Source organism: Mesorhizobium maamorense (genome assembly GCF_044998965.1).
Taxonomy (GTDB): Bacteria; Pseudomonadota; Alphaproteobacteria; order Rhizobiales; family Rhizobiaceae; genus Mesorhizobium.
Window position 1 is genome coordinate 3,058,369 of sequence record NZ_CP173356.1, and the last position, 12,076, is coordinate 3,070,444.

The window sequence follows — 12,076 nt, forward strand, 5'->3', positions numbered from 1 at the left end:
CCCACAGATCAGGCCGACCGGCATCGAAGGTGGGCGCGAAGGCGAACCAGAAGGTTTCGGCAACCGGGACGGAGCGGACATTCGGGTCGATGGGCGCCGGAAGCGCGGAAGCAGTGCTTGCCGGCCGGCATACCTGAATGTCACCACACCTCAGTCAGAGTGGCCGTCGCCCACATTGCCGTTGCCGCCTGGGGTGGACAGCAGTCCGAAGTCCTGGGACTTGACGCCCTGCTCCGCCGCCAGGAACCCGTCCGAGGCAAGGCCACGCCGCAAAAGCTCCCTGACCGCCGCCGAGCGGCTCGGCATGCGCTTGTCGAAACGCCAGTTCTCCAGTGCCGCCAGTTCGTCGGCGGTCAGCATGACCTGCAAGCGTTCGGGACGTTCCAGTTCAGTCACGGCACTTCCTCGCACAACCGAATACGTGAATGAGTACCTGTCTCATTCCACTAATAATTAGGATAGCAATCCTAGCACGTCAAGATTGGTGAATGGGCAACTCATCCATCCTGCTCATGATGGCTAGAATGCGCCGGACGCGCCTTTGCGCAACCATACTAACTATTTGATTTGCATCGGTTATTTTCAGATTTTTCTTGCCAGCCACCGATACGAGGCGCATGCTACAAAGGCAAAACCAGTCTAGGAGGTTTCCATGCGGTATGACTACTCGACGCGGTTGCGCGATGACGTTCAATCCGCGGTCACCACGGCTTTCAGGACATACGGCATCGTCAACATCACCGCGGTGGCCGAACGGATCAGGCTCAGGAACCTCGACGAAAACGTTGCTCTCGAGGACGTCGAGCACCTGGTCCTGGCGGCCGCCCAACTGCTTGGCGCCGCCATCGAATTCGAGGGCCTGACCATGATCGACCGCTTGCCGGACGCTCATGTCAACGGCCGCCCCGGCGGACGGCCCCTGCCCTGAAGCGCCTCGTCTGAACGGATTTGAGGCGACGCGCTAAGTCATTTCGGGCGACCTGCATCAGGGCTCCGGTGGCCGGGCGAGCCCGCTGGACGCGGCCTACCTGTGGAAATTGAGCGCGCGCGCTATATGGTGTTTGAATTCCCCTCCGGAGAACACGCCATGACGCTCGACACACGCAAGCTCGGCAGCCAAGGGCTGCGGGTTTCTGTCATCGGCCTCGGCTGCATGGGCATGAGCCAGTCCTACGGCCCGGCCGACGAAGCCGAATCCATCGCCACGCTGCACCGCGCCATCGAACTCGGCTGCACCTTCCTCGACACCGCCGAGGTGTATGGCCCTTACGCCAATGAGGCGCTGCTCGGCCGCGCCTTGAAGGGCAAGCGCGACCAGGTGACCATCGCCACCAAATTCGGCTTTCGCATCGAAAATGGCCGGCAGGTCGGCACCGAACGCGACAGCAGGCCGCAAACCATCAGGGCGGCGGTTGAAGGGTCGTTGAAGCGGCTCGCCACCGACCATATCGACCTTCTCTACCAGCACCGTGTCGATCCAGCCGTGCCGGCCGAGGATGTCGCCGGCACGGTCGGTGAACTGGTCAAACAGGGCAAGGTCCGCTTCTTCGGCCTGTCGGAGGCGGGAGCCGCGAACATCCAGCGGGCGCACGCCGTGTTTCCGGTCTCGGCGCTGCAGAGCGAGTACTCGCTGTGGGAGCGCAATCTCGAGCCGGAAATCATTCCCCTGCTGCGGCAAACCGGCATCGGCCTGGTGCCGTTCTCACCGCTCGGCCGCGGCTTCCTGACCGGCGGCGCCAAGCGCGCCGAGGACTATCCGGAAGGCGATTACCGCCGCGGCGACCCGCGCTACCAGGGTGCGAACTATGACGCCAATGTCGAGGCCGCCGCAAAGGTCCGCGACATCGCCGCCGCCAAAGGCGTCAAGCCAGGGCAGATCGCGCTGGCCTGGCTCCTGGAGAAGGGCAACGTCTTCGGTGTCGACATCGTGCCGATTCCCGGCACCAAGCGTATCAAATATCTGGAAGAAAATGTCGCCGCTGCGTCGCTGAAACTGGAGGCCGCCGAGATGGCGGCGCTCGACGACGCGCTGGCCCCGGGGAAGGTCTCCGGCCCGCGCTACGGCGACCGCACCATGATGATGATCGACCGATAGGTTCGCACGTCGCCGGTGAATCGGGCCTATTCCAGCGGTGCCGGCTTTTGCCGAGGATCGGGCCGCAACCGCTGGTGAAGTTCCCTGCCGGCGTGCAGGGTCCGGTCCGCCAGCGCGGCGAGTGTTCCGCGCAAGGTCCTTGTTCCCAGCACCGAATCCAGCGTCACCGACTGGGTCGCGAAGCGCCGCTTGAAGTCCTCGCCGCCGCACAGGAAGTCGACCATCGTCAGCCCTCTGTCGATCGACCACTGGATGTAGTCCATCATCAGCACCATGCCGGGAGACGCCCGTTCGACATCCGGATCGTAGGTCGTGACGAAGGCCATCATCGTGTTGCGCTGGACGAAATTGATCGAGACCGCCACCACCATCCCGGCGCATTCCAGCACGAAGACATGCAGGAGTCCTTCCCTGGCCAGCACGGCGACCAGCGCGGCCAGGGCCGGCGACCCCTCATCGAACAGGTTGGATTCGTGTCCGCGCGCGGCGAGCCATTTGCGCTTGAACTCGGCGAGCCTCTCGAGGACGGGCTGCATCGGCTCGTCCGGCGACATGAGGCGGAACCGCACTTCGCCGCCTTCCTCGAGGAATTTGCGGCCACGGCGATAATTCTGGCGCATCTTCTTCGTTTGTTCCCCGAACCAGTCCGCGCCCGTACGCCATGGCCCGGCGACCCGGAAGCTGGTTTCGCTGCGGCGGTTCGGGCGCAGCGCCATCTTGGGCGCCGAAGCGGGAGCAAGCAGCGTGCGCATCGCGGCGTCCGGCAGCAGGCGGTTCAGATAGACGAGATCGAAGCCGCCCGCGGCCGAAATTTCCTGCCATAGCGCCGCGACCGCCGCCGGATCGCAGTCCGGCGCGACCAGCACGTCGCCATAGTCGCTGTGGTCCTTGGCAGCCCATTCCAGGACGTTGACGCCCTTGCGCCGCACCGTCGCCAGCGGGATGACGGCGTCGATCCGGTCACCGTTCCAGACGAGGCCGATCCTGAGACCACGCAGCTCCCGGTCCGGGGCCGTCTGCCACCACGCCGTGACCCAGGCGTGGCTTTGAAAGATCAGCCCCTCCGCCCGGCGCCACAGCTCCGTCCAGGCCGGCCCGACCGACGCGAGGCGCTCCTCGGAGGTGACGATCTCCAAAGCGCCGGCCTTCGGGCCCTCGATCGCGGCGTGAGCGTTCATGGCTGCGGGCTCCGTGTCGGTTCGGACGAAGCGCGGCGGCGAAACCGCCGGGCGATGTGCCCCCACATCTTCTTGAGCGGCAGCACGTAAAGCCCCGACAGGGATTGATAGTCGCGCGCGCCGCGTTCCATCAATCCGAACCTGAAATCCTCATCGGGCTTGGGCACGCACAACGTTCCGAATAGCCGGTCCCAGAACGAGAACAGCAAGCCGAAATTCTTGTCGTAGTGCCTTGGATCGACGCTGTGGTGCAGCTGGTGCCAATGGGGGCACAGCACGATGTTGTTGAGCGGCCCGAACGATATCTTGAAATGGGTGTGCCTGACGAAATCCATCATCAGGATATTGCGCATGACGTAGACGTTGACGCCGAAGATCGTCACTTCGACGAGGTTAAGCGACAAAAGGGTCCAGATGCCGAAGCAGATGCCGGGTATGACGCCGTCCCAGGCGCGGTTCATGAGCTCGTCGAGCGGATGGACCCTGTCCTTGGTGATCCCGACCATCACCTCCGCCGAGTGATGCACCTTGTGCAGCTCCCACAGGAACGGGAAGCGGTGCTGGGCCACATGGTAGAGGTAATAGGATATGTCGTAGGCGATCAGCATCGTCACCGTGAAGATGACGATCGTCACCGCCCCCGGCGGTCCCGGCAGCAGCGGCGGCTCGATTTGCAGGAGTGCCGCCAGCGTCCGATTCGTCGCGTAACCGACGGCGACGACGAAGGTCACGCCCGCGGGCAGCATCAGGAAGGGCATAATCGCCTTGCGGGTGATCCAGAAAAGCAGGTCCGCCCGCGCCGAGGGATGCGTGACGATCTCGTTGGGAAAGACGAAATCGAAGAATTCCCTGAAGCTCTTGCGCTCCGCCGTCCGCCAATAGGCGATCAGGGCGCTGCCCAGCGCGGTCAGCAGCAAGAGGCCGGCCGCGAGCAGGCTGGAGCCGGACAACTTGTCCAGGATCCTTTCGATGATGCCGGCAATCGACATGGGCCCACTCATTTATGCAACCGAAGCTTGACTTGCAGGAGGCGATTGACCTGACTGGCCGGGCAAGCCGCCACGCCGTCAGGGCTCTCGATCATTTCGCCGTCACCCTAGTCGAGAATCCATAGCGAAAGCTTAAGCTAATTAAAAACAATGAATCCGCTAAAAAGCCCGCTATATATTGCCGAATTCTGAATAAAACTCCTAAAATTGACAGCAAAGGACCGGCAGCGCTTGGCGTGGAGATCGCAACTTCGGGGAATCGCCGGGCGATCGTGCCGGTCCCGAGCTCGCGGGCCCGCGGCCAGGCTGCCAAACCCCTCCCAGGCTTATTTCCCGGCGCCCGGCTGCTTGTTGAAGATCGCGAGCAGGTCCATCGGCAGCGGAAACACCACCGTCGACGAGCGCTCGCCGGCGATGTCGTGCAGCGCCTCGAAATAGCGCAGTTGCATGGCCTGCGGCTCCTGCGCCAGCATCTTGCCGGCCTCGACCAGCTTTGCCGCCGCCTGCTGCTCGCCATCGGCGTTGATCACCTTCGCGCGCCGCAGCCTTTCAGCCTCGGCCTGCTTGGCGATGGCGCGGACCATGTTCTCGTTCAGGTCGACATGCTTGATCTCGACATTGGACACCTTGATGCCCCATGCATCGGTCCGCTGGTCCAGGATCTCCTGGATGTCGCTGTTCAACTTGTCGCGCTCGGCCAGCATCTCGTCGAGTTCGTGCTTGCCGAGAACCGAGCGCAACGTGGTCTGCGCGAGCTGGTTTGTCGCGGCCATGAAGTCCTCGACCTGGATGACGGCCCGCTCGGCGTCGACGATGCGGAAATACAGCACCGCGTTCACCTTCACCGAGACATTGTCGCGCGAGATCACGTCCTGCGGCGGCACGTCCTGGACCACCACGCGCAGGTCGACCCGCACCATCTGCTGGACGAAGGGGACGAGGAGGATGAGGCCGGGGCCCTTCACCCCGGTGAAGCGGCCGAGCGTGAAGACCACGCCGCGCTCATATTCCCGCAGGATGCGAATGGCGGCGGACAGGAAGATCAGCACGATGAGGGCGAGCACCAGATAGGCGACGTAACCGATGATCATTGCCTTGCTCCATTGTTCCTGCGCCGGACCGTCAGCACGAGATCCCTGACGTCGGCCACCTCGACGCTGTCGCCGGGGGCGAGCGGTTCATCGGCTTTCGCCCGCCAGCGCTCGCCCTGCGCGAGCACATGGCCCTCGCTGCCCGACCAGTCGAGGATCCTGGCCGGCAGCCCGTGCATGGCCTGCGCGCCGACACGCGGCAGGCTCCTGCGCGCCCTCCACAGATAGCTGCCGGCCAGCAGCGCCAGGCCAAGCGTCAGCGCCGCGGCGGTGCCGATGAGCGCCCACGACATCTCAAAGCCCGGGCCCTCGACCTTGAGCAGCATGGCGGCGCCGAGCAGGAAGGCGGCCACGCCTCCAAGCCCGAGCACCACGGTCGGGTTGAAGGCCTCGATGACGAGGAAGGCGATGCCAAGCAGCATCAGGGCGAGGCCGGTATAGCTGATCGGCAGCAAATTGAGGGCATAGAGCCCGAGCAGCAGGCAGATGGTCCCGATCACGCCGGGCGCCACGGCGCCTGGGCTGGTGAACTCGAAGACGAGGCCGTAGACGCCGGCAAGCATCAGGACGACGGCGATGTTGGGATCGGTGATGACGGCGAGAAGCCGGATCAGCCAGCCGGGATCGAGCGTCTCGACCGCCACGCCCTGGGTCGCCAGCACCTGTTGCTTGCCGGCCACCTCGACCGTGCGGCCGTCGGCAAGCTGGAGCAGCTCGGCCGTGTCGCGGGCGACGAGGTCGACTACATGTGCCTGAAGTGCCGCATTGGCGGAAAGGCTGGCCGCTTCGCGCACCGCCTTTTCGCCCCAGTTGGCATTGCGGCCGCGCAGTTCGGCGAGCGAACGGATCAAGGCGACCGCGTCGTTCGTCACCTTGGTCATCATCGCGTCGCCCGCCGGAGGCCCGGTGGCATTCTTCTGGTCGCCCTTGTCCTTCTCGTCGCCACCGGGAAGGGACGGCAGCCCGCCAAGCTCGACCGGCGTGGCGGCGCCCAGATTGGTGCCGGGCGCCATCGCCGCGACATGGGTGGCATAAAGGATATAGGTCCCGGCACTTGCCGCGTGCGCGCCGGCGGGCGCGACATAGCCGATGACGGGAACCGGCGAGGCAAGGATATCGGCGATCATCTCGCGCATCGAGGTGACCAGCCCGCCCGGTGTATCGATCTCGAGGACAACCGCTTCGGCGTGCCGTTCGGCGGCGTTCGCCAGCGCTTCGTTGAGCTGCCTGGCGCTCGCCGGGCCGATGGCGCCGTCGATCACGACGCGCAACGCGACCTTCTCCGTAGCCTCCGCGGTCACGGAAGAGTGACTGGCGGCCGCGGCGGCCATGAAGGCCGCTGCCAGAACCGCCATCCGCGCGAGGGTCACGCTCAAAACTCCCTGGATTACGCAGGATATGCTGTGCAGGATATGGGGTTGGGTCCGTCGAAATCCATGGCCTGGCCTCAGATTGCAAGCCGGCGACCCTGCCCTTCGCAGCCGGCGGCAAACGCAATGGGCAGACGTTCAAAGCCGGAAGGGGCCCCGCTCGCGCGCCGGCCCCGTCCTTGGTCAGCGGTCACGCATGTGCGTGCGGGTGACGGACGTCCCAGACGGCCCAACCCGATACGGCAACCACCAGCACGCCGAGAATGACGTGGGTGGCCATCGCATTCGTGTTCGCCATGAATTTGAGCAGCCAGGGCGACACGATCAGCCAGAGCCCGAGAACGACACCTACCCATTCCTCCCACTCGGCGAAGGCGGCAAGCGCCGCCACGGCCACCGCGCCCAGCACGACGCCGACAATCCAGGCGTTCCATGCGGGAGCGGTTTCAGCAGCGAAGCCGATTATCCAGGGTGAGATGAACAGGCAGACGGCAAGGACCAGATTGAGCCAGTCCTGGCCTTTCTTTCCTTCCATGAGTGTATTTGCCATGACAACCTCCATAGATGAAGCTTGGCCAAAGCGTTGTATTCGCGTGCAAACGCACGCTTAATGGTTGATGTAACTATGCCTCACATGGCCTTCAAGGCCTGCCCCACGGACGGGTCGCCTCCGCGTGGATCGAGCTCCCTCCACCCGATCGGGATCAACGAGACCGGCCACATCAAAGCAAAACCACCCGCCTCTTGTCGGCGCATTCTAGAACGTGATCTTCACCGAGGCGGCACTGCGGTTGGCCGCCCCGTGATGGACCGCTTCGATGTTGTTGCCGTCCGGGTCGAGAAGGAAAGCGGCGTAGTAGCCGGGGTGGTACCGGCGTTCACCCGGCCCGCCATTGTCCCTGCCGCCGCCGTCCAGCCCGGCCTTATAGAACGCATCGACCATGGCGCGGTCTTTCGCCTGGAATGCCAGGTGATGGCGACCGGTCAACTCTCCCCGAGCCGCGCGGCTGTCGGCGGTTGAAATGAAAAGCTCGTCGGCCCAGAAATAATCGGCGGCGCTGCCGCCGATCGGAATATCGAGCACTCGAAATACTGCTTCGTAAAAGCGGCGGCTGGCGGCGATGTCCCTGACCACCAGTTGGATATGATCGATGAGCCGGCCGCGATGCAGTTCTTCCATGCAAGCTCTCCTCTCGCCAAGGGCTCGAATCTAACTAGCTTCGCGTGATCCGCCGTCAATGCCGCGCCGAACGTCAGGACTTTCGCGCGGCATGCCGCGCCAGTGCGTGCTCGATCAGCACGTCGATGACCTGGCTGTAGCCGATGCCGATCGCCGCCAGCGCCTTGGCATACATCGAGATGTCGGTGAAGCCTGGCAGCGTGTTGACCTCGTTGACCAGCAGCGAGCCGTCGGCGCGCAGGAAGAAGTCGACGCGGGCCATCGCCTCGCAGCCGAGCGCCTGGAAAGCCCGCGCGGCCATCTCCCTTGCCTTGTCGGCGACGGCGGCCGGGACATCGGCGGGCACGTTCACCACGGCGCCGTCGGCGTCGAGATATTTGGCTTCATAGGTGTAGAAGCCGTGCTTGCCGGCCGGGATGATCTCGCCGGGCAGCGATACGGTCAGCGTTCCGTCGGCCCGCTCCAGCACCGAGCATTCGATCTCGCGGCCGTCGACGAACTCTTCGATCAGGACCTTGCCGTCGTAGCGGAAAGCCGTCTCGACGGCCCGTCCGAAGCCGTCCCGGTCGTTCACCTTGCTGACGCCGAAGGACGAGCCCTGGCGCGCCGGCTTGGCGAAGAAAGGCAGGCCGAGCGCGCCGGCGATCTCCTGGAACGGCCCGACATCGTTTCGATGCACGGTGACGGAACGGGCAACCGGCAGCCCGGCCTCGCGCAGCAGCCGCTTGGCGACATCCTTGTCCATGGCGGCGGCCGAGGCGAGAATGCCGCAGCCGACATAGGCGACGTCGGCGACCTCGGCATAGCCCTGCACCGAGCCGTCCTCGCCGAAAGGACCGTGCAGCACGGGAAAGACGACGTCGACCGGCGGCAGGTCGGGCTGTGCTCCGCCGCCTGGTGCGGCCACCAACCTGCCTCTGCCACCGGGCAACAGTGCGACCTCCACGCCGTCCTCAGACATCGGCGCCCCTGCTCCGTCGTCGCCGGCTTCGGATGAAGATTGCAGCAGCCATCGACCATCCCTGGAAATGGCGATCGGGACCACCTCGTAGCGCGTCCGGTCGATGGCCTTCAGCACATTGGCGGCCGAAAGGCGCGACACGTCATGCTCGGCCGAACGTCCGCCATAGAGGACGGCGACCCTAATCTTGTTCTTCATTGAAAAGCCTTGTCCTTCATTGAAATGCCTCGAGATCAAATGCTGACGGCAATGCCGCGATTGGCAAAGAAGCGGTCGAAATCGGCCAGGGCCAACACTGCGTTCGCCTGTGTGGCGCCGGTATGGCCGGACGGATTGTGAAAGCGAAGACCCTCATCCGATGCCGACATGACCAGCACCAGATGGCCGCCCTTGGATGGGGGCTCGCGCTCGGGCCAGCGGATCGAACTGCTGACCGAGGCGATGAAGAAGCGCGACTGCCCGAGGATCGCCGGAATATCCGATGTAGCGACACTGGTCATCACCTTCGCTTCCAGGCCGAATTCCGCCTTCACGAAGCTGACAAAGGGGGCGTAGATCAGGCCCTTGATCGATTCCTCGGCGACGACATAACCGCCATATCCGGTGCAGCGCCTGGCCAGTTCGATGGTCGGCACGATCTGGCCGCGCGCCGCCAGGATCATCTTGAGGCACGCCATGCCGCAGACATTGGCGGCCCACAGCGCGTATTCGTCGAGTGTGCGCGCGCCCGAGTTCTCCCACAGCGGATCGCGCCGCAGCGCCACCTCGGCGCCATCGGCAAGGACGGCCGAAGTCATATCGGGCGTCTCCCACTGGCTGAAAAACGGCACGGTCCCAGGCGGTGGGCTCATCAATTCCTCAAAACAGATCATTTCAATTTCGTATACAGGGATACGAGAGCGGAGAACAGTGCTTCAAACCTGATCAGGCGATGGTCCGCGCTCGGGTTTTGCCCGCCGGGCGAAGCTTGCCAATGCCCGCCGATCGGCGCACTCTCAGCCCTACGAAGCCGGTCGCCGGGTGTCGGTTCCTCCCCTCGCCCATCGTGTTAGGATTGCGCAATGACCCGCGACCAGATGCTCGCCCACCTTCGCGCCGCCGACGCCGTCGCTCGCGAGGCGGCCGTGCACGGCCATCATCCGTTCGGCTGCGTGCTGGTCGGGCCGGACGATCGCGTGCTTATGCGCCAGGGAAATCTCGACACGGTGCGCCATGCCGAGACGGAGCTCGCCCGGCGCGCCGCGGCTGCCTACGAGTCGGATTTCCTCTGGTCCTGCACGCTGGTCTCGACCGGCGAACCCTGTGCGATGTGCGCCGGAACGCTCTACTGGGCCAATATCGGCCGCCTGGTCTACGGCTTCGAGGAGACGAAGCTCCTGGCGCTCACCGGCGATCACGCCGAGAATCCGACGATGAGCCTGCCCTCGCGCACAGTCCTCGCCTCGGGCCAGAAGAAGATCGAGGTCTTTGGCCCCTTCCCCGAGATCGAGGACGAGCTGATCGCGCCGCATCGCGATTTCTGGACGCGCTGACGCGCCGGCCGAGGCCGCGCGCAAAGCCGCCAGATGGCCACCGGAACGGAATTCAAACGATCTCTTGGAACGTGTTTGCCAACAGCGTCGTCAATGCGCTGGTGGCCCGGGCGACTGCCTGAACCGGTCATGCCTACCGCCCATAGGTGTACGTCACGCTGGTCTCGCCGAGCGCCTGGCTCTTCGCGGCCACTGCCACCATTTCCGGAGAGGGATTCTCCGGCGCGCGCAGCTTCGGCGCGCCGAGCGCATAGAGCGTGAAGACATAGTGATGCGTGCCGCTGCCGGGCGGCGGGCATGGCCCGAAATAGCCTGCACGGCCGATGCCGCCCTTGCCGAGCACCGTACCCTTGGGCAAGCCTTTGCCGCGCTTCGAGCCCGCCCCTTCGGCCAAGCCCTTCGCGCTTGCCGGGATGTTCCAGGCCAGCCAGTGCCAAAAACCCTTGCCGCCGCCGGCGTCGGGGTCGAACATGGTGAGCGCGTAGCTCTTGGTGCCGACCGGCGGGTCCTTCCATCTCAAGGCGATCGATACGCTTTGCCCGCTGCAGCCGCCGGCCTTGTCGCCGAGATATTTTTCGGCCCATTTGCCGTTGGAAACCGACGGGCTTGAAATCTCGAAAGCCGCCGCCTGATTGGCGAGGCCGAACAGCACCAGCACGGCGAAACCGAGGCGCAAGCTCATGGCTTCCTCCACTTCCAGCCAAGATGCCGACAAGTTTAGCCGAAAAGCGGCCCGAAATTAGGCAATTTGGCGTGAAACTGCTGGTGGGAGCCGCGGGAACCGTCGATCCTCCCGACATGGGCTGCCGACGGCGCTATTCCGCCGCGCTGCATTCTTCGGTCGGCTCAGCCGCAGGCGGACCGATCGCCGAGATCCAGAGCCGGTCGATGTCGGCTAGCTGCGCGCGGTCGATTTCGTCGAGATGGTTCCAGTACATGCCATCCTCGTAGAAATAGCCGAGCTCGCGCTCGATTTGCTCGGCCACTTCGACCCTATGGTGATGGATGCCCGCACGCGCATCCATCTTCATGCCGGCGAGGCGCTCGGGGGACAGTAACCGCAATTCCTCGAAGGACAGCCTTGGGAAGACCAGGCGGCTTTGCGGCAAGTCCGACAGGTTGACGCAGAGCGTGCCGCGTCGCAGCGCATGAATGAGCAGGCGGGCGGATTTGGCCTCGAGGCTCTGCAGCGTGACATCGTCGCGCAGCGGGTCGGCGCGGCCGATGCCGTAGAAATGGGTGTCGCCGGCCGTGTCGTAGATCATGTCGCAGCCGAGGAAGGCGAGCACGTCCGGCCTCTGGCTGTGGACGGCCCAATAGGCCGCCGTCAGCGACATGGTGGCGCCGGCATAGACGAAGCCGCCGAAAGTATTCTGGGCCGGCACGTAATGCGCGGCGCTGAAGATCTCGGCCTGCCGCAGCGGTTCCAGAGGCGGCATCCGGTCGGACGGGAAATCGCCGGCATGCACCAGCACGTCCCAGTCGGGGCGCACGCGCCAGGCATTGTTGATGGCGACGATGCTGGCGAAGGTCTCCTTCGGCCAGGCGGCGCAGCGCACGACATCGGGCGCGCTGCCGAGAAGCAGCGTCACTCTGGGCGTTGCGGAGACCATGACATCCTCATTCGACCGGCAAAGGCACGCCCGCATTTACCGCACGCCTTGCCAGGCGCACAAGGGC

At 64.6% G+C, this 12,076-nt stretch carries 14 protein-coding genes; 3 read left to right on the plus strand and 11 right to left on the minus strand.

Annotated features, from left to right (window positions below; all coding sequences use genetic code 11):
- Positions 1-150: 150 nt before the first annotated feature.
- On the minus strand, positions 151-396 hold the full coding sequence (locus ACIU1A_RS15540; RefSeq protein ID WP_140499998.1) for a hypothetical protein: 246 nt from the start codon (positions 394-396) through the stop codon (positions 151-153).
- A gap of 256 nt (positions 397-652) precedes the next feature.
- On the opposite strand from ACIU1A_RS15540, the gene ACIU1A_RS15545 reads away from it, so the two are divergent.
- Positions 653-928, plus strand: a complete 276-nt coding sequence (locus tag ACIU1A_RS15545) for a hypothetical protein (RefSeq protein WP_404927665.1) — start codon at positions 653-655, stop codon at positions 926-928.
- A gap of 159 nt (positions 929-1,087) precedes the next feature.
- A complete protein-coding gene (locus ACIU1A_RS15550) occupies positions 1,088-2,095 on the plus strand; it encodes an aldo/keto reductase (RefSeq protein ID WP_404927666.1) in 1,008 nt (335 codons plus the stop codon).
- Positions 2,096-2,121: 26 nt separating this feature from the next.
- On the opposite strand, the gene ACIU1A_RS15555 is transcribed toward ACIU1A_RS15550, so the two are convergent.
- From ACIU1A_RS15555 to ACIU1A_RS15590, 8 genes are all read right to left on the minus strand, one after another.
- Positions 2,122-3,273, minus strand: a complete 1,152-nt coding sequence (locus ACIU1A_RS15555; protein WP_404927667.1) for a GNAT family N-acetyltransferase — start codon at positions 3,271-3,273, stop codon at positions 2,122-2,124.
- Positions 3,270-4,262: a sterol desaturase family protein gene (locus ACIU1A_RS15560; RefSeq protein ID WP_140500004.1), complete on the minus strand. Its 993-nt coding sequence runs from the start codon at positions 4,260-4,262 to the stop codon at positions 3,270-3,272. The genes ACIU1A_RS15555 and ACIU1A_RS15560 overlap by 4 nt, the downstream gene beginning before the upstream one ends.
- Positions 4,263-4,588: 326 nt before the next feature.
- Positions 4,589-5,353, minus strand: a complete 765-nt coding sequence (locus ACIU1A_RS15565; RefSeq protein ID WP_140515988.1) for a slipin family protein — start codon at positions 5,351-5,353, stop codon at positions 4,589-4,591.
- Positions 5,350-6,723, minus strand: a complete 1,374-nt coding sequence (locus ACIU1A_RS15570; RefSeq protein ID WP_404927668.1) for an NfeD family protein — start codon at positions 6,721-6,723, stop codon at positions 5,350-5,352. The genes ACIU1A_RS15565 and ACIU1A_RS15570 overlap by 4 nt, the downstream gene beginning before the upstream one ends.
- A 190-nt stretch (positions 6,724-6,913) precedes the next feature.
- Positions 6,914-7,273: an SPW repeat protein gene (locus ACIU1A_RS15575; protein ID WP_140500009.1), complete on the minus strand. Its 360-nt coding sequence runs from the start codon at positions 7,271-7,273 to the stop codon at positions 6,914-6,916.
- Between the two features lie 207 nt (positions 7,274-7,480).
- Positions 7,481-7,903, minus strand: coding sequence for a VOC family protein (locus tag ACIU1A_RS15580; protein WP_140500011.1), 423 nt, complete (start codon positions 7,901-7,903; stop codon positions 7,481-7,483).
- A 73-nt stretch (positions 7,904-7,976) separates the two neighbouring features.
- Positions 7,977-9,062, minus strand: coding sequence for a D-alanine--D-alanine ligase family protein (locus ACIU1A_RS15585; protein ID WP_404927669.1), 1,086 nt, complete (start codon positions 9,060-9,062; stop codon positions 7,977-7,979).
- Positions 9,063-9,097: 35 nt separating this feature from the next.
- On the minus strand, positions 9,098-9,715 hold the full coding sequence (locus ACIU1A_RS15590; RefSeq protein WP_404927929.1) for a C39 family peptidase: 618 nt from the start codon (positions 9,713-9,715) through the stop codon (positions 9,098-9,100).
- Positions 9,716-9,925: 210 nt separating this feature from the next.
- On the opposite strand from ACIU1A_RS15590, the gene ACIU1A_RS15595 reads away from it, so the two are divergent.
- A complete protein-coding gene (locus ACIU1A_RS15595; RefSeq protein WP_404927670.1) occupies positions 9,926-10,396 on the plus strand; it encodes a nucleoside deaminase in 471 nt (156 codons plus the stop codon).
- A gap of 133 nt (positions 10,397-10,529) precedes the next feature.
- Here the strand turns inward: ACIU1A_RS15595 and ACIU1A_RS15600 are convergent, their stop codons facing one another.
- Both ACIU1A_RS15600 and ACIU1A_RS15605 read right to left on the minus strand, forming a co-directional pair.
- Positions 10,530-11,078, minus strand: a complete 549-nt coding sequence (locus tag ACIU1A_RS15600) for a YbhB/YbcL family Raf kinase inhibitor-like protein (RefSeq protein ID WP_404927671.1) — start codon at positions 11,076-11,078, stop codon at positions 10,530-10,532.
- 133 nt (positions 11,079-11,211) lie between these two features.
- Complete coding sequence (locus ACIU1A_RS15605) at positions 11,212-12,009, minus strand: hypothetical protein (protein ID WP_404927672.1); 798 nt, start codon at positions 12,007-12,009, stop codon at positions 11,212-11,214.
- Positions 12,010-12,076 lie beyond the last annotated feature (67 nt).

Excerpts from the sequence above, each read along its gene's own strand:
- ACIU1A_RS15545 (WP_404927665.1), top strand. The coding sequence starts at position 653 with ATGCGGTATGACTACTCGACGCGGTTGCGCGATGACGTTCAATCCGCG.
- ACIU1A_RS15550 (WP_404927666.1), top strand. The coding sequence starts at position 1,088 with ATGACGCTCGACACACGCAAGCTCGGCAGCCAAGGGCTGCGGGTTTCT.
- ACIU1A_RS15555 (WP_404927667.1), bottom strand. The coding sequence starts at position 3,273 with ATGAACGCTCACGCCGCGATCGAGGGCCCGAAGGCCGGCGCTTTGGAG.
- ACIU1A_RS15560 (WP_140500004.1), bottom strand. The coding sequence starts at position 4,262 with ATGTCGATTGCCGGCATCATCGAAAGGATCCTGGACAAGTTGTCCGGC.
- ACIU1A_RS15565 (WP_140515988.1), bottom strand. The coding sequence starts at position 5,353 with ATGATCATCGGTTACGTCGCCTATCTGGTGCTCGCCCTCATCGTGCTG.
- ACIU1A_RS15575 (WP_140500009.1), bottom strand. The coding sequence starts at position 7,273 with ATGGCAAATACACTCATGGAAGGAAAGAAAGGCCAGGACTGGCTCAAT.
- ACIU1A_RS15580 (WP_140500011.1), bottom strand. The coding sequence starts at position 7,903 with ATGGAAGAACTGCATCGCGGCCGGCTCATCGATCATATCCAACTGGTG.
- ACIU1A_RS15585 (WP_404927669.1), bottom strand. The coding sequence starts at position 9,062 with ATGAAGAACAAGATTAGGGTCGCCGTCCTCTATGGCGGACGTTCGGCC.
- ACIU1A_RS15590 (WP_404927929.1), bottom strand. The coding sequence starts at position 9,715 with ATGAGCCCACCGCCTGGGACCGTGCCGTTTTTCAGCCAGTGGGAGACG.
- ACIU1A_RS15595 (WP_404927670.1), top strand. The coding sequence starts at position 9,926 with ATGACCCGCGACCAGATGCTCGCCCACCTTCGCGCCGCCGACGCCGTC.
- ACIU1A_RS15600 (WP_404927671.1), bottom strand. The coding sequence starts at position 11,078 with ATGAGCTTGCGCCTCGGTTTCGCCGTGCTGGTGCTGTTCGGCCTCGCC.
- ACIU1A_RS15605 (WP_404927672.1), bottom strand. The coding sequence starts at position 12,009 with ATGGTCTCCGCAACGCCCAGAGTGACGCTGCTTCTCGGCAGCGCGCCC.